General features: G+C 61.1%; 16 protein-coding genes and 1 pseudogene. 1 reads left to right on the forward strand and 16 read right to left on the reverse strand.

Annotated elements, in window-relative coordinates:
- Positions 1 to 82 (forward strand): annotated as a pseudogene (locus tag IWX87_RS16775) (IS6 family transposase); the annotation flags it as partial.
- Between the two features lie 40 nt (positions 83 to 122).
- Here IWX87_RS16775 and IWX87_RS16780 read toward each other — a convergent pair.
- From IWX87_RS16780 to IWX87_RS16855, 16 genes are all read right to left on the reverse strand, one after another.
- Entirely contained in the window at positions 123 to 353 is a 231-nt protein-coding gene (locus tag IWX87_RS16780; RefSeq protein ID WP_231374870.1) for an IS110 family transposase, read from the reverse strand.
- A gap of 211 nt (positions 354 to 564) precedes the next feature.
- Positions 565 to 1,893 carry an NAD(P)/FAD-dependent oxidoreductase gene (locus tag IWX87_RS16785; RefSeq protein ID WP_196864669.1) on the reverse strand — a complete coding sequence of 443 codons (1,329 nt, stop codon included), beginning with the start codon at positions 1,891 to 1,893 and terminating at the stop codon, positions 565 to 567.
- Between the two features lie 591 nt (positions 1,894 to 2,484).
- Positions 2,485 to 5,226: an aconitate hydratase AcnA gene (acnA, locus tag IWX87_RS16790; protein ID WP_196864670.1), complete on the reverse strand. Its 2,742-nt coding sequence runs from the start codon at positions 5,224 to 5,226 to the stop codon at positions 2,485 to 2,487.
- A gap of 81 nt (positions 5,227 to 5,307) precedes the next feature.
- Positions 5,308 to 6,303 (reverse strand): lipoyl synthase, encoded by a 996-nt coding sequence (gene lipA, locus IWX87_RS16795; RefSeq protein WP_196864671.1) that lies wholly within the window; start codon positions 6,301 to 6,303, stop codon positions 5,308 to 5,310.
- An 81-nt stretch (positions 6,304 to 6,384) separates the two neighbouring features.
- Positions 6,385 to 7,047, reverse strand: coding sequence for a NifU family protein (locus IWX87_RS16800; RefSeq protein WP_196864672.1), 663 nt, complete (start codon positions 7,045 to 7,047; stop codon positions 6,385 to 6,387).
- Positions 7,040 to 8,287, reverse strand: coding sequence for a P-loop NTPase (locus IWX87_RS16805; RefSeq protein ID WP_196864673.1), 1,248 nt, complete (start codon positions 8,285 to 8,287; stop codon positions 7,040 to 7,042). Before IWX87_RS16805 ends, IWX87_RS16800 begins: the two co-directional genes overlap by 8 nt.
- 81 nt (positions 8,288 to 8,368) lie before the next feature.
- Complete coding sequence (locus IWX87_RS16810) at positions 8,369 to 8,929, reverse strand: NifU family protein (protein WP_181374768.1); 561 nt, start codon at positions 8,927 to 8,929, stop codon at positions 8,369 to 8,371.
- A gap of 56 nt (positions 8,930 to 8,985) precedes the next feature.
- Positions 8,986 to 9,306, reverse strand: coding sequence for a Grx4 family monothiol glutaredoxin (grxD, locus tag IWX87_RS16815; protein ID WP_181374767.1), 321 nt, complete (start codon positions 9,304 to 9,306; stop codon positions 8,986 to 8,988).
- Between the two features lie 13 nt (positions 9,307 to 9,319).
- Positions 9,320 to 9,568 carry a BolA family protein gene (locus IWX87_RS16820; protein WP_181374766.1) on the reverse strand — a complete coding sequence of 83 codons (249 nt, stop codon included), beginning with the start codon at positions 9,566 to 9,568 and terminating at the stop codon, positions 9,320 to 9,322.
- 36 nt (positions 9,569 to 9,604) lie between these two features.
- Entirely contained in the window at positions 9,605 to 10,054 is a 450-nt protein-coding gene (gene sufU, locus IWX87_RS16825) for a Fe-S cluster assembly sulfur transfer protein SufU (protein ID WP_181374765.1), read from the reverse strand.
- The gene (locus tag IWX87_RS16830; protein WP_196864674.1) at positions 10,054 to 11,307 is read right to left on the reverse strand and encodes a cysteine desulfurase; all 1,254 of its coding nucleotides are present in this window, start codon (positions 11,305 to 11,307) and stop codon (positions 10,054 to 10,056) included. The genes sufU and IWX87_RS16830 overlap by 1 nt, the downstream gene beginning before the upstream one ends.
- On the reverse strand, positions 11,304 to 12,620 hold the full coding sequence (sufD, locus tag IWX87_RS16835; RefSeq protein ID WP_196864675.1) for a Fe-S cluster assembly protein SufD: 1,317 nt from the start codon (positions 12,618 to 12,620) through the stop codon (positions 11,304 to 11,306). Before sufD ends, IWX87_RS16830 begins: the two co-directional genes overlap by 4 nt.
- Complete coding sequence (gene sufC / locus IWX87_RS16840) at positions 12,617 to 13,417, reverse strand: Fe-S cluster assembly ATPase SufC (RefSeq protein WP_196864676.1); 801 nt, start codon at positions 13,415 to 13,417, stop codon at positions 12,617 to 12,619. The genes sufD and sufC overlap by 4 nt, the downstream gene beginning before the upstream one ends.
- The gene (gene sufB, locus IWX87_RS16845; protein ID WP_196864677.1) at positions 13,414 to 14,850 is read right to left on the reverse strand and encodes a Fe-S cluster assembly protein SufB; all 1,437 of its coding nucleotides are present in this window, start codon (positions 14,848 to 14,850) and stop codon (positions 13,414 to 13,416) included. Before sufB ends, sufC begins: the two co-directional genes overlap by 4 nt.
- A 63-nt stretch (positions 14,851 to 14,913) precedes the next feature.
- On the reverse strand, positions 14,914 to 15,264 hold the full coding sequence (locus IWX87_RS16850) for an iron-sulfur cluster assembly accessory protein (RefSeq protein WP_181374760.1): 351 nt from the start codon (positions 15,262 to 15,264) through the stop codon (positions 14,914 to 14,916).
- A gap of 259 nt (positions 15,265 to 15,523) precedes the next feature.
- Positions 15,524 to 16,216: an IS6 family transposase gene (locus tag IWX87_RS16855; RefSeq protein ID WP_196864678.1), complete on the reverse strand. Its 693-nt coding sequence runs from the start codon at positions 16,214 to 16,216 to the stop codon at positions 15,524 to 15,526.
- Positions 16,217 to 16,222: the final 6 nt, after the last annotated feature.

Consider the following 16,222-nt stretch of genomic DNA (forward strand, 5'->3'; position numbering starts at 1 on the left):
CATGATCGGCAAGGGGCAGATGAACTGCCCCGCCGGCAAACCCATGTCCGCAGCGCAGCAGTTCTACAGCCTCGCTGTTTGATCTCCAGCTCAGCGACGCAACTTTTTTCGGCTAAGCTCCACTATTGCGACAGAACCGTGAATCCCGCATCCTTGAGTCCGTCGACCAACCAGTACCAATTGAAAGTGGATTCAACCACGACACCTGCCAATTCTGATTGCCAGGGTTTGACAAGCCCAATGATCTTTTCAAGATCATTGGGTAAGCGCTTCTCGGCCACAACGTGATCTTGCTCGTCGAGCACCGACACCACGCTATTGTTTGAATGAAGGTCAATTCCGCAGTATTTCATCTCAGGCTCCAGGTCAGTTAAAGAAAGTTTGCAAACTCACTTTAAGTCCACCACCTGCCTCGGGGGCAGGATGCCGGCTAGATGATTTTCAGAACCCTTTTTCGCGTCCCCGCCAATAGTTGAATATTTCAACCTGCTCAACAAATCTAAGTGACAGCACCCCGTCCATCGAGCACCGGCATCAAGTCATAAGTCAAATGAATGAGGCCGGTCAATGCAGCTTGATGCGCGGATTGCGTGCCCAGTTGATCGTTTCGGCCCAGGTCGACAGCCATGTATGGAACAGGCCGTTGATTGCGATTTGATGATGCTTGTGCAGCCACCAGTACATCCATTTGGCGATAGTGCCTTCAATGAACACAGAGCCGCGCGCAATCGTGCCCATCAGGCTGCCGACCGTATTGTATTCACCTAACGAAACCAGCGAGCCATAATCCTTGTAATGGAATGCCAGCAAGGGCTTATTTTCCAGTGATCGAATCAATGATTTTGCCAACGTGCTGGCTTGTTGGTGCGCCGACTGCGCCCTCGGTGGCACATTCGGCAAGCCTTCGCCTTGCGGGCAGGCGGCACAATCGCCGAATGCAAAAATGGAGGGATCGCGGCTCGACTGCATGGTGTTTCGTACCACCAATTGATTCAGGCGGTTGGTTTCCAGCCCATCGATGTCTTTCAGGAAATCGGCCGCCTTGATACCCGCCGCCCACACAACGATGCCGCTGGGGATGAATTTGCCGCTGGCCATTTGCACCCCATCTTGTGACACGTTGACGACTTTTTCGTCGGTGTGGACGTCGATGTCGAGCTTGCATAACTCGTATGCGACCGAGGTGGAGAGCCGTTCCGGCAACATCTGCAGCAAACGCGGTGCGGAATCGATGATAACGATTTTCAAGTCTTTTTCAGGATCGAAATGCGTCACACCGTAACTGGAAAGAATTCTGGTCGTCATGCGCAGTTCGGCCGATAGCTCCACGCCGGTCGCGCCGCCACCAATAATGGTGACGGTAAAACTGCCTTCGCCAGACGACTTGGCGGCAGTCTGGGCGCGGATGCAGCTGTTGATCAGGCGTTGATGAAAAAGCTCGGCTGCGACGGGCGTGTCGAGCAGGATGCAATGCTCGCGCACGCCGGGCGTGCCAAAATCATTGCCTTGGCTACCCAGCGCGAAAACCAGGCTGTCGTAAGGCACCAGTTGGCGCGGCAATAATTCTGCACCGTCCTCATCTCGCATCGGTGCCAGAACGACCTCTTTGCTGGCGCGCTGCAGGCCTTCCATGCGGCCAAGACGAAAAGAGAAGTGGTGCTTGCGCGCCAGTGCGAAATACTCCATCTCGTCCGCGCGACTATCGAGCGTGCCCGCAGCGACTTGGTGCAGCAGCGGTTTCCACAAATGGATTCGCGCGGCGTCAACCAGCGTGATTTTCGCTTTACCAGTCTGGCCAAGTTTTTTCCCCAGTGTGACCGCCAATTCCAAGCCGCCGGCACCACCGCCTACGATAACAATTCGGTGCAAACTGCGTGCGAGTAACTGGTTCATGTTCATATTCCTGACGCTGTTTTACTCTGATTGTCCTGATTCCGCATGCGAATTGTGGATGCATGCATACGGTACGAATTTGAATTTGAATAATCAACTACTTAGTCAGCCCTACTGAGTTCAACCAAAACTCCTGAGTTGACCCAGTTCAGGTGAAAGTCCCCGTTTTTGACTAACTTTCCCGTAAGCGGGAGAACAAAACGTGGTGAAGCACGCCGACAGTTTCTTAAATCGCGGGCAAGTCTGGCGTTGACTAACTCTTCGTCGAGCGCGACGAAGGTGGTATTGCGGCGCTCGGCCAGATGCCCCAGCCGGGAATCACGGCACCACTCCGGTCGCAACCGATCGCCTTGATCTTCCATACCCCGTTGATAAACTTCAGGTTACCTGCATGCTCGCCCTGGCCTGAGATGACGCGATAAACTTGGCCATCCAACCTGCCGAGCGTCGGCTTATTCAATGCAGTTCAGCCTCTTCGTTTTGCCTTGAGTTTTTCGAGGTTGAAGAAAATCAACCTCAGGTTTTTCCTCGGCAAGTTGACACAACCTAAACGAGCGCACGGCTTGACGGTTAATGCTACAAAACCATCGATCACGCCGCCTTTCTGGACGCCAGTTGACGCAGCACGTACTGCAGAATGCCGCCGTGGCGGAAGTACTCGACTTCCTTGGGCGTGATCAACAACACCTGCGCCTTGAAGGAAACCAGGCGCCCATCACCGCCGGTGGCAACCACATCGACGATTGGGCTGGCACCATCGCGCAGGCCGGTGATGTCGAACGACTCATCGCCCTTCAAGCCCAGCGACACGGTATTCTGGCTGGTCATGAATTGCAGCGGTAATACGCCCATGCCGACCAGGTTGGAGCGATGGATGCGCTCGAAGCTCTCGGCGATCACGGCCTTGACGCCCAGTAGCAACGTGCCCTTGGCCGCCCAGTCGCGCGATGAGCCCATGCCGTATTCCTTGCCGGCGACAACCACCAGCGGCACCCCGTCGGCCTTGTACTTCATCGCCGCGTCGTAAATCGCCAGCCTCTCGTTCGACGGGTAGTGGATGGTGTCACCCCCTTCTTCCCCGCCCAGCATCAGGTTCTTGATGCGGATGTTGGCGAAGGTGCCGCGCACCATCACGTCGTCATTGCCGCGACGCGAACCGTATGAGTTGAAGTGTTGTGGCTGCACGCCGCGCGATTGCAGGAAGCGACCCGCCGGTGAATTGGTCTTGATGTTGCCGGCTGGCGAAATATGGTCGGTGGTGATCGAGTCGCCAAACAGGCCAAGCAGCCGCGCGCCATGGATGTCCTCGATGCGGCCGACGCGCATTTGCATGCCGTCGAAGTAGGGCGGGTTCTTGATATAGGTTGAAGCCTCGTCCCATGCGAACGCTTCGCCATCTGGCGAGGTGATCTGGGTCCAGCGGCTGTCGCCGGCAAAAACATCGGCATAGTTGCGCTTGAACATTTCCGGGCCAACACTTGACGCTATCAAGTCGCCGATTTCCTTGTTCGACGGCCAGATGTCGCGCAGGTAAACCGGCTTGCCGTCGCTGCCGGTGCCCAGCGGGTCGATGGTCAAGTCGATATTCACCGTGCCTGCCAGCGCATAGGCCACCACCAGCGGCGGCGATGCCAGATAATTCATTTTCACTTCCGGATGTATCCTGCCTTCGAAGTTGCGGTTGCCGGACAGCACCGCGGCTACGACCAGGTCCTTGTCGGAGATGCGCCGAGACACGTCGTCGGGCAGTGGGCCAGAATTGCCGATGCACGTCGTACAACCGTAGCCGACGATGAAAAAGCCGAGCTTTTCCATGTCATCCATCAAACCCGCCTTGTTCAGGTAATCGGTGACCACCAGCGAACCCGGTGCCATCGACGTCTTGACCCAGGGCGCGGCCTTTAGACCCCTGGCCACGGCATTGCGGGCGAGCAGTCCGGCCGCCAGCATCACTGCGGGATTGGAGGTGTTGGTGCAGGACGTGATCGCGGCGATAACCACGGCGCCGTCCTTCAGGACGAAGCCATTGTCTTTGATCGACACCTGGCTCGAGGCGTTCACTGAAGCGTCATGCTCGACGGTGACGTCACCGCCCTCATTTTCGAAGCGTTGCACGGAACTCTTGAGCGGCTTGCGGTTGGCGACCATGCCAACCAGATTGGTCGTGAAATTGTTTTTCATGTCGGACAACAGCACGCGGTCTTGCGGTCGCTTCGGTCCGGCGAGCGACGGTAGCACCGTCCCCATGTCGAGGTGCAGGGTCGCGCTGTACTCGGCTTCCTGGTCACTGCGCCACAGGCCTTGCGCCTTGGCGTAGGCTTCGACCAGGCCAATCTGTTCCTCGCTGCGCCCGGTCAGGCGCAGGTAGCTTAACGATTCGCCATCGATCGGGAAGATGCCACAGGTGGCGCCGTATTCCGGGGCCATGTTTGCGATCGTCGCTCTGTTAGCCAGCGGCAGGTCATTCAATCCATCGCCATAAAATTCGACAAATTTGCCGACCACGCCGAGCGAACGCAGCATCTGCGTGACGGTTAGCACCAGATCGGTCGCGGTCGCGCCTTCAGGCAGCTTGCCGGTGAGTTTGAATCCGACCACCTGCGGGATCAGCATCGAGCTCGGCTGACCCAGCATCGCGGCCTCCGCTTCGATGCCGCCTACGCCCCAGCCGAGAACGCCCAGGCCATTGATCATCGTGGTGTGTGAATCGGTACCGAACACCGTGTCCGGGAAGGCGTACTTAACGCCGCCCATGTCGCGTGCCATCACCACGCGCGCCAGGTTTTCCAGGTTCACCTGATGCACGATACCGGTGCTGGGCGGCACCACCTTGAAATCGTTGAAGGCTTTCTGGCCCCAGCGCAGGAAGCTGTAACGCTCGCCGTTGCGGGAAAATTCGATCTGGGCGTTGATGTCGCGCGAGTTGGGCTTGCCGAAAGAATCGACCTGTACCGAATGATCGATCACCAGTTCGGAAGGGATCAATGGGTTGATGTTAGCCGCCGACCCGCCAAGCTTGACGACAGCATCGCGCATCGCCGCAAAATCGACGATGCAGGGCACGCCGGTGAAGTCTTGCAGTACCACGCGTGCCGGCATGAAGGCAATTTCGGTCTTCGGTTCGTCCTTTCCGTTCCACTGCGCGACGGCCTCGATCGAGGCCTTGGTGACCGACACGCCGTCTTCGCAGCGCAGCAGGTTTTCCAGCAGGATTTTCATCGAAAACGGCATTTTTGACAGATCGAAGCACTGTCCCAGTTTCGCCAGGCTGAAGATGGTGTAGTCGATGCCGTTGACGGTGAGATTGTCGCGGGTTGAAAATGAGTCGTTCATTGGATGGTCCTGACTAGGAGAAGAAAAGGATTGGAATGAATAGTGGAAATTTTTAGGCGAGTCCGTCGGTTTTTATTTAGCTCAGACTATTCCTGCCTTATACGCCTGCTGATCGGCATGGTAAGAACTGCGCACCATCGGGCCCGACGCTGCATTTAGAAACCCCATCTTGTAAGCTTCTTCCTCATACATCTTAAAAGTGTCCGGGTGCACATAGCGGCGCACCGGCAGGTGACCGCCGGACGGCTGCAGGTATTGGCCAATGGTCAACATCGTGACGCTGTGCGCGCGCAGGTCGCGCATCACTTGCAAGATTTCGGCATCGGTCTCGCCCAGCCCAACCATGATCCCGGACTTGGTCGGTATGCCTGCATGCCTATCCTTGAAATGCTGCAACAGGTTGAGCGAATTTTGAAAATCGGCGCCGGGACGGGCTTCCTTGTATAGGCGCGGCACTGTTTCGATGTTGTGGTTCAAGACGTCGGGCGGCGCGCCGCTGAGGATTTCCAGCGCGAGGTCAAGTCGACCACCGAAGTCGGGGGTCAGGATTTCGATGCGGGTGTTGGGTGACTGTGCGCGGATCTGGCGGATGCATTCGACGAAGTGGCTAGCGCCGCCGTCGCGCAAATCATCGCGGTCAACCGAGGTAATGACGACGTAATTGAGTTTCATCAACGCAATGGTTTTGGCGAGCCGTTCCGGTTCGTTGGCATCGAGTGCGTCGGGGCGACCCGTACTGACGTTGCAAAAGCGGCAGCGGCGCGTACATTTGTCGCCCATGATCATGAAGGTCGCCGTGCCCTTGCTCCAGCACTCGCCGATGTTGGGGCAAGAGGCTTCTTCGCACACGGTGACCAGTTGGTGGGCGCGCACGATGTCCTTGATCTCGCGAAAGCGGCCAGCGGGAATCGCCGCCTTGACGCGAATCCAGTCGGGCTTGCGCAGGCGGTCTTCGGGGTCGACCGGTTCGCGCTTGGTCTTGAGGCTGCCTCTTTGCTGGTCTGGCCGGGGAGACGTGGCGGAGGCCTGCGGCAGCACCGACACGATGCCTCTGAAGCGGATGGTCTCAAGGGTCATGTTGCGTATGTCCTGGTTAGCTTTGCCACGCTCAGGGCGTTGCAACAGCGATTGAAATGAGGTTCGGTCTTCTGGCGACTATCAGGTGATCAGTTGCTCGCCGGCCGCGGCACGCGGGTAGAACGGCTTGCGGCCGGCCGCGTGGTCGGTCGCATCGACGATTTCCGTGATTTCCGGGGCCACCCGCTTCACCATGACTTCAAAGCCCTGGCGCAACGTGACCTGCGACGATGCGCAGCCCTGGCAGCCGCCGCTCATGGTGATGAAAAGCCTGCCGTCGCGAACGTCCAACAGCGAAATCTTGCCGCCGTGGCTGGCGATGGAACGATTGACTTCCCGGTCCAGCAGCGCCTGAACCGCCGCGCCAAGCTCGGCGTCTGACGGGGCCTGCAGGCTGGTGCGGCCCGCCGCCTCCAATACCGCTGGCATGCCGCTCAGCAGTTGGGTGCGGATGGCCGCGCCGATGGCGGCTTTGAGTCCCGTCCAGGCGGTGCCTGGCACCTTGCCGATGGTCACCACGTTCCCGGCAATCAGCACGCTGGCGACACCGTCAAGCGCAAACAGCCGCTCGCCCAGCGGCGACCCGGCTGCGCGTTCTCTGCCGGCAAAAAAGGAGGAGCCGCCCGGATGTACGCTGGAGCTGACTGTGAATTTGCAGCTGTCGGGATCGACCAGCGATGCCTCGGCGCGGATGCTGACCGGCTGATCCGCCCGAATCTGGTCTGGCGCCAGGGTTTCAGACATCTTCGACGCTTTGCAGACCAGCCCGTTCGCCCAAGGCGCGCAGGTCGTTGAAGGCATAAATCCCGCTGTTGTGGCCGTCGTTCCAGTCGAACTGGATCGCGTAATTGCCGATGCTGGTGATCTGGCGCGGGCTCACATCGGCCCGCACCGTCCGGGGGTCGAGCAGCTTGCGCCCGCTCATCTCCTCCACACAAAGGGCGCAGCGACAGGCCAGGCGCAGGTCGCGCACATCGAGATCGTCGCGATGGCCGTCTTCCCACAGCAGCGACAAGGTGCGCGGATCGCGGCGCAGCAGACCCACCGGGATGGTGCGCGCGCCGGCAGGCTGCACAGCGCCTTCCATCCAGGCTGGCGCACCCTCGTCGCTGTCCCACTTCCAGACAAAGGGCTTGAGCACCGTGACCGCTGCGTGCACCTGCTCGACCAGCGCGTCGGCGATGGCGGCATACACCCGTGCGCTGAGCGACGCCGGTTGCGCGACCACGATGGGACGCCCTTCATCGCCGCAAGTGACGACCTCGGCGGCCAGGGGCAAGGCGCCCAGGAACGGCACACCGAGTTCCTCGCTCATCAGCTCGCCGCCGCCGTGCCGGAAAATATCCGTGGTCTCGCCGCAGTGCGGACAGGTGAAGGTGCGCATGTTCTCGACGATGCCGAGAATCGGGACCTGCACCTTCTCGAACATGCGCAAGCCCCGGCGGGCGATCTTCAGGCTGACGGCCTGGGGCGTCGTCACGATCACCACGCCCGACAGCGGCATGCTTTGCGCCAGCGTCAGCTGGGTGTCACCGGTGCCGGGTGGCAGGTCCAGGATCAGATAGTCCAGATCGCCCCATTGCACGCCACCAACGAACATCTTGAGGTATTTGCCCACCATCGGCCCGCGCAGTACGGCCGGCTGGTCGTCACCGGTCAGCATGCCCATGGACACCACCTTCAGGCCGTGCCGCTGCGCCGGGATCATCCGGTTGTCTGCCGTCATCGCTGGCGGCTCACCGGTCGGGATGCCCAGCATGCCTGGGATGCTGGGGCCCAGGATGTCGGCATCGACCAGCCCGACGCGCGCCCCGCGCTGCTGCAACGCCAGCGCCAGATTGACGCTCACCGTGGATTTGCCGACGCCGCCCTTGCCGCTGCCGACGGCGATGATGTGACGGATGCCCGGCAGTTTCCCGGGGCCGGCGGCTGGCTGGGGTAAAGCGGCTGGTGCGGATTGTTGCGCGGGGTTGGTGGTTTGCATGGCGGTGTTTCTGCCTTATGGGTTCAGGGATGAAGGGCGGTCATGGCGTGTCGTGGGCTGCCGGCCTGTCGCGGCAGCAGGCTAGACCGAAACCACGGCCAACTCCGGCTCGATCGTGCGCACCAGGTTCTCGATGGCGGCGAGCGTGCCGGAGATCGAGCTCGGGCAGCTGCCGCAGGCGCCCTGGTAATGGATGCTGAGGTAGTTGCCGGACAGGCCGACCACATGCAGGTCGCCGCCGTCGGCCTGCAGCGACGGCCGGATGCGCTGGTCCAGCAGCTCGCTGATCAATTCCAGCCGCTCCTGCTCCTCCTCACTCATGTCGTCTATTGCCACGCGCGCGGCAAATACGGCGGCGGCCGACTGTGCAGCGGCCGCCGGCGCCGCGCGCAGCGGCACGGCGATCAGGCGCACCAGCTCCGGCCAGTCGGCGCCGCCGTCCTGCGTCACGGTCAGCCAGCGGTCCACGTAGAACACGTTGCTGACATGGGCAATAGCGAACAGCGCCGAGGCCAGCGCATCGCCTTTGGCTTGGTCTGCATTCTCGTAGGAATGCGAGACACCCCAGGTCAGCGGCTCGTGGAGCGTGAACTTGACCGCATTCGGGTTAGGGGTGTCGTCTATTTCGGCAATTTTCGGCATTCAAGTCTCCTGAAAAATGGGCGCCGGGCGGGCGCTGGACCAGGGTAATTTCAAGGTCATGACGCCCCTGCCGGGTTGACCAGCGTCTGCAGCTCGCCCGACTCGTAGAGCTCGCGAACGATGTCGGCGCCGCCCACCAGCTCGCCGTTGACATAGAGCTGCGGAATGGTCGGCCAGTTGGCATAGGCCTTGATGCCAGCCCGGATGTCCGGGTCGGCCAGCACGTCGACGGCGGCAAAGTCCTGCAGGCCGCAAGCCTGCAGCATCTGCACCGTGGCGCCTGAAAAGCCGCACTGCGGGAACTGCGGCGTTCCCTTCATGTAGAGCACCACGGCGTTGGTGTGGACTTGCGCGTGAATTTTGTCGTGAACGTTCATGTGGGTTCCAAAGTTATTGAGTGATCGATTTCGCCCAGGCCTCGGGCGTGAAGGTTTGCAGCGACAGCGCGTGGATCTCCGAGCGCATGCGATCGCCCAGCGCCTGGTAGACCTGCTGGTGCTGCTGGACCAGGGTTTTTCCCGCAAACAGCGGGCTCACGACCACTGCCTCGAAGTGCTGGCCGTCATCGCCCAGCACCTCCGCGTGGTCGCAGGCCAGGCCGTTCGCGATGTAGTTTTTAAGTTCAAGGGCAGTCAGCATGGGGGCCTTTCAGGGGGTCAGCAGTCATTAACAACATCACGCTTCGGTGCTGGCCGTGCCCTGCGAATTGAAGGCGGCCTGCAGCGTGTGCCACGGCAAGATCGCGCACTTGACGCGCGTGGGCAGGTCGCGCACGCCGGCAAACACCGCCAGCCGCCCGATCTGGTTAGGCTGATTCAGGTCGAGCTTGCCGGTGGCCATGGCCAGGAATTCCTGGGTCAAGGCCTGCGCCTGCGCACGCGTCTTGCCCTTGATGGCGACCGTCATCATCGATGCCGACGCCTTGCAGATGGCGCACGACTCGCCGTGGAACGCGATCTGGTCGACGGTATCGCCATCCAGATTCAACCCCACGCTCAGGTGGTCGCCGCACAGCGGGTTGTGGCCCTCGGCCTGGTGGCTGGGGCGGTCCAGCGTGCCGTAGTTGCGCGGCTTTTTGTTGTGGTCCAGGATGACTTCCTGGTAGAGCGCCTTGTAGTCAGCCATCAGGCAAACACTTTCTGCACGCTGCGGATGCCGGCGACCAGCGCATCGACTTCGGCCATGGTGTTGTAGAACGCAAACGAGGCGCGCGTGGTGGCAGGCACCTTGAAGCGCGCCATCACCGGCTGCGCGCAATGGTGGCCGGTGCGCACCGCAATGCCGTCCTGGTTCAGCAGCGTGCCGACATCGTGCGGGTGGATGCCGTCGAGCGTGAAAGACAGCACTGCCGCCTTGTCCTGGGCCGTGCCAATGAGGCGCAGGCCGGGCAGGTCGCTGAACTGGCTCGTGGCGTACTGCAGCAGCGCATGCTCATGGGCGGCGATAACGTCCATGCCGATGGCCGACAGGTAATCGACGGCCGCGCCCAGCCCGATGGCGGCGGCAATTGGTGGCGTGCCGGCCTCGAACTTGTACGGGATCGCGTTGTAGACCGTCTTCTCGAACGACACCGACAAAATCATGTCTCCGCCGCCCTTGAAGGGCTGCATTTTTTCCAGCAGCGCGGCCTTGCCGTAGAGCACGCCAATGCCGGTCGGCCCGCACAGCTTGTGGCCCGAAAAAGCATAAAAATCGCAGTCCAGGTCCTGCACATCGACCGGCAGGTGCGGCGCGGCCTGCGCGCCATCGACCAGCACCGGCACGCCGCGCTTGTGCGCCAGCGCGATCATCTGTTTGACCGGGTTGATGCTGCCCAGCGCGTTCGAGACATGGCTCACGCCGACCAGTTTGGTGCGGTCATTGAACAGTGGCTCGAACTGGTCCAGGCACAGCTCGCCGGCGTCGTTGATGGGCAACACGCGGATGATGGCGCCGGTTTCTTCGGCCAGCATCTGCCACGGCACGATGTTGGAATGGTGCTCCAGCGTGGTCAAAATGATCTCGTCACCGGCCTGGATGAACTTGCGGCCATAGCCGTGCATGACCAGGTTGATGGCCTCGGTGGTGCCGCTGGTGAAGATGACTTCACGCACGTCGGGTGCGTTGATGAAGCGCTGCAGCTTGGCGCGCGCTTCCTCGTACGCGGCCGTCGCCCGTTCAGACAGCGTGTGCACCGCCCGGTGGATGTTGGCGTGCTCGGTGCTCTGGTAGCGCACCAGCCGGTCGATGACTGGCTGCGGCATCTGGCTCGACGCGGCGTTGTCCAGGTAGACCAGCGGCTTGCCTTCAACCTCAATTTGCAGGATGGGAAAGTCGGCGCGCACGCGTTCGACATCGAAGGCGGGCGTGACGTGTATTGGCTCGGCGCGCGCGTTCATGGCTGGCTGCCGGTTTGCGCCAGCATGCGCTGCTGCAGCTGGTGTTTTAAAGAGGCGACGGGAATACGCTCAAGGATCTCGGCGCCGAACGCGTAGGTCAGCAACTGGCGCGCGGCGCTGCCGGACAGGCCACGGCTTTGCAGGTAGAACACTTCCTCGGCATCGAGCTGGCCAATCGTGGCGCCGTGCGTGCATTTTACGTCGTCGGCAAAAATCTCCAGCTGTGGCTGGGTGTCCACTTGCGCCCGGCTGCTGAGCAGCAGGTTGCGGCTGGACTGCGCGGAGTCGGTGCGCTGGGCGCCCGGACGCACGATCACCTTGCCGTTGAACACCGCATGCGCGCTGCCTTCGGCAATGCACTTGTGCAGCTGGCGGCTGGTGCCGTGCGGCTGGGCGTGGTCAATGCAGCTGTGGGTGTCAGCCAGCTGGCTGCCAGCGAGCAGCGCGAGGCCGTCCACAGCGCATTCGGCGCCCTCGCCCAGCACCACGCTCAGGTGGTAGCGCGACAGCTGCGCGCCCATCGCCACGCTCACCGACTGGTAGTTGGCCGAGCGCCCCACCGACACCGCGCCGTTGGCGATGTGAAACGCCTGCGGGCCGTCGCGCTGCACGCGCACATGCGTGAGCTGCGCCTGGTCGGCCAGCACGATTTCCGTCACCGGATTGACGAGGTAGGCCGCATCCTGCAGCGCCACATAGTCTTCAACCAGCGTCGCGCGGCTGCCCGCTTCGGCCAGCACCAGGCAGCGCGGGTGGCTGAGCGCGCCCGCCTGCGTCGCCACGAACAGCAGATGCACCGGCGCGGCCAGCGCCACATGGCGCGGTACCAGCACGACCGCCGCGTCCTGCATGAAGGCGGTGTTGAGCGCGGCAAACACGTTGTCGCCCAGCATCTGCCGGCGGCCGAATTGCGCCTCCAGCGCGGCGGCATGGGTGGCCATGGCGGTCAGCAAGTTGGTCACGACCACGCCGCCCTCGGGGGCTGGGCTGGACAGCTGCGGCGCGTAAATGCCATCGACAAACACCAGCCGGCACGCAACGTCGTCCAGGCAAAACGGCGCGATGTCCTCTAGCTGCAGGCGGCTGGCCGCCTGCACCGGCTGGAACGTCAGCCGGTGCAGCGGCGCCAGGCTGGTGAAGCGCCAGGCCTCGTCGCGCAGCGTCGGCATGGCCAGCGCGCCCAGCGCGGCATGCGCCTGTTCGCGCAGCGCGTTCACATGCACCCAAGGGCTGGGCGCCAGCAGCGGCTGGTTGGCCAGCAGCGCGCCCAGGTGGTCCACCGTGGGGGGGCGAAGTGCGATGGCGCTGTTCATGCGCTGACCTCCACGCCGCTCGCCGCTTCGTGCTCGGCGCTGACCCAGTCGTAGCCGCGTTGTTCCAGTTCCAGCGCAAGCTCCTTGCCGCCGGTCTTGATGATGCGGCCGGCTTCCATCACATGTACAAAGTCGGGCACGATGTAGTTCAGCAGCCGCTGGTAATGCGTGACCAGAATAACGGCGTTCTCAGGCGTGATCAACTGGTTCATGCCTTGCGACACGATGCGCAGCGCGTCGATGTCGAGGCCGGAATCAGTCTCGTCCAGAATCGCCAGGCGCGGCTCCAGCAGCGCCATCTGCAAAATTTCATTGCGCTTTTTCTCGCCGCCCGAAAAGCCTTCGTTCACGCTGCGGTCCAGAAAATCGGGGTTCATCTCCAGCAGCTTCATTTTCTCGCGCACAAAGTCGTCAAACTCCAGCGGATCCAGCTCTTCCTGGCCGCGCTGCGCCTGCAGCGTGTTGTAGCTCAGGCGCAAGAACTGGCTGTTGGCCACGCCGGGGATTTCGATCGGGTACTGAAAGCCGAGGAACATGCCGGCCAGGGCGCGTGCCTCGGGCGCCAGCGTCAGCAGGTCCTGGCCTTCAAACTGCACTGTTCCCGCCGTGACTTCATAGGCCGTGTGGCCGGCCAGCACCTTGGCAAAGGTGCTCTTGCCCGAGCCGTTCGGACCCATGATGGCATGCACTTCACCGCGCCGGACGGTAAAGTCCAGGCCCTTGAGAATGTCGATGCCGTTGACGCTGGCGCACAGGCCGCGCACGTCGAGTAAAACCGGGCTGTTGGGGTGGATCATCCGACCGCTCCTTCGAGTTTGAAGCCGAGCAGCTGGGTCGCTTCGACCGCGAACTCCATCGGCAATTGTTGAAAAACGTCCTTGCAGAATCCATTGATGATCATGGACACGGCGGCTTCGGCGCTGATGCCGCGCTGGGCGAAATAGAACAGCTGGTCCTCGCCGATCTTGGAGGTCGACGCCTCGTGCTCGACCTGGGCGGTCGGGTTGCGCACCTGGATGTAGGGAAAGGTGTGCGCACCCGACTTGTCGCCAATCAGCATCGAATCGCACTGCGAATAATTGCGCGCCCCGGTGGCCGTGGGCATCACCTTGACCAGGCCCCGGTAGCTGTTGCTCGACTGCCCGGCCGAGATGCCCTTGCTGACGATGGTGCTGCGCGTGTTCTTGCCCAGGTGGATCATCTTGGTGCCGGTGTCGGCCTGCTGGTGGTGGTTGGTCACCGCCACCGAATAGAACTCGCCGACCGAGTGGTCGCCGCGCAAAATCACCGACGGGTACTTCCAGGTGATGGCCGATCCGGTCTCGACCTGCGTCCAGGAAATGCGCGAGTTCGCGCCCTTGGCCAGGCCGCGCTTGGTGACAAAGTTGTAGATGCCGCCGACACCGTTTTCATCGCCCGCGTACCAGTTCTGCACCGTCGAATACTTGATGTCAGCGTTGTCGAGCGCCACCAGTTCCACCACCGCCGCATGCAACTGGTTGCTGCTGAAAGCCGGTGCCGTGCAGCCCTCCAGATAGGACACCGAAGCGCCCTCTTCCGCCACGATCAGCGTTCGCTCGAACTGGCCCGATTCCTCGGTGTTGATGCGAAAGTAGGTGGACAAGTCCATCGGGCACTTCACGCCTTTGGGGATGAAGCAGAACGAGCCGTCGGTGAACACCGCCGAGTTGAGCGCGGCGTAGTAGTTGTCGCTCGTCGGAACTACCGTGCCCAGGTACTGCTTCACCAGTTCCGGGTGCTCCAGCACGGCTTCGGACATCGAGCAGAAAATGATGCCGGCCTCGGCCAACTTGGCCTTGTAGGTGGTGGCCACTGACACGCTGTCAAAAATCACATCGACCGCCACGCCGGCCAGCGCCATGCGTTCGTGCAACGGAACGCCGAGCTTTTCAAAGGTGCGCAGCAACTCGGGGTCCACCTCGTCCATGCTGCTGAGCTTGGGTTTTTGCTTGGGCGCGGCGTAGTAGCTGATGGCCTGGAAGTCGATCTTCCGGTAATGGACGTTGGGCCATAACGGCTCGGTCATCAGCAGCCAGGCCTGGTAGGCCTTGAGCCGGAAGTCGAGAAGCCACGCGGGCTCGCTTTTCTTGGCCGAAATCATGCGGATGGTTTGCTCGCTCAACCCCTTGGGCGCGACATCGGATTCGATGTCGGTGACAAATCCGTGCTTGTAGGGCTGGTTGACGAGTTGCTGCAGCAGTGCACTCATTGGGGTCCTTCTGGCTGGTGATGTGGCTTGAAGAAAACGCGGGCGGTCAGGCCTTGACGTTGATTACGGTGTGGCAGTCCCGGCTTTTTTCTTGACGTTGAAACTTTCGCCGCAGCCGCATTCGTTTTCAACATTGGGGTTGTCGAACTTGAAGCTTTGCTTCAGGCCGTCGGTGACGAAGTCGATGCGCGAGCCGTCAAGGAATTCAAGGCTTTCAGAATCGACCACGATGCGCGCGCCATGCGACTCGAAGCTGTGGTCGCCCGGGCCGACCTCGTCGATCAGGTCAAAAGTGTGCGCCAAGCCGGTGCAGCCAACCTTCTTGACGCCAATGCGCAAGGCAATGCCCTGGCCGCGTTTTTCAAGCTGGCGCTGGATCTGCAACGCTGCGTTTTCAGTCAATGTCATGGTCATGGGTCAAACTCCTTGGTTGCTACCGGGCTGCTGTCAGCGACCGCCTGGCGGGTCTTTTCGGGAGGGATATCTCTGATGGAAAAATAGATACCCGACTTATTTAGTCAACTATAAATATCTTGACCAGATTAGTCAACCATCGGCCTTTTGACATTGGCGTGGGAAGGGGCTTGGCGAGACCGTGCGCGGCATGACGTGCCGGGGTTCTGTCGCGTTGCCGGCTGATGAACGTGTTTCGGGCAGGACGAATGCCAATTCCTCAAACAGGGCGGATTTTTCCTGCCAATGCATAAAACTGGTCGGCAAACGACAGCTCGATCAAGCCTTGCAGCAGTAACTGACCTTTGCGGATCATGTGCATGAGTTCGATGCCGGTCAGGACATTTCTGGCGGCCCGAAATGACTTGAAGTTGAGCATTGGTTTGGTGACCCGCTTGATGGCCCGATGGTCCTGCTCCACGATGTTGTTGAGGTACTTCACTTGCCGCACGATGATCGGTATTTCGCCTCGGACATTGATCTCATCCATGGCCGCCTTGTTGGCGCCGCTCTTGTCCATCGTTACCTTTTCCGGAACACCGTTGGGCTTCATGGCTTTGTCAAAGAACCGCAGGACTGCGGCCTTGTCGCGCCTGGCCGTCAGCAGAAAATCGACCGTCTTGCCTTCCTTGTCCACCGCCCGGTAGAGGTATTTCCAGGTGCCCTTGACCTTGATATAGGTTTCGTCCATGCGCCAGCTGCTGCCCACCGGGCGCTTGTTCTTGCGAAAGGCTTTTTCCAGCAAGGGTAGAAACCGGATCGCCCAGCGGTTGATAGAGGAATGGTCTGCACACACGCCGCGTTCCTTCATCATTTCCTCCAGATGCCGGTAGCTCAACGGATAAGCCGCATACCAGCGAATGCACACCAGAATGACGTCGATTGGGAAGCGCATTCCTTTGGCAGCCAGCATTGCGTT

Source organism: Polaromonas sp. CG_9.7 (assembly GCF_015752205.1).
Taxonomy (GTDB): domain Bacteria; phylum Pseudomonadota; class Gammaproteobacteria; order Burkholderiales; family Burkholderiaceae_C; genus Polaromonas.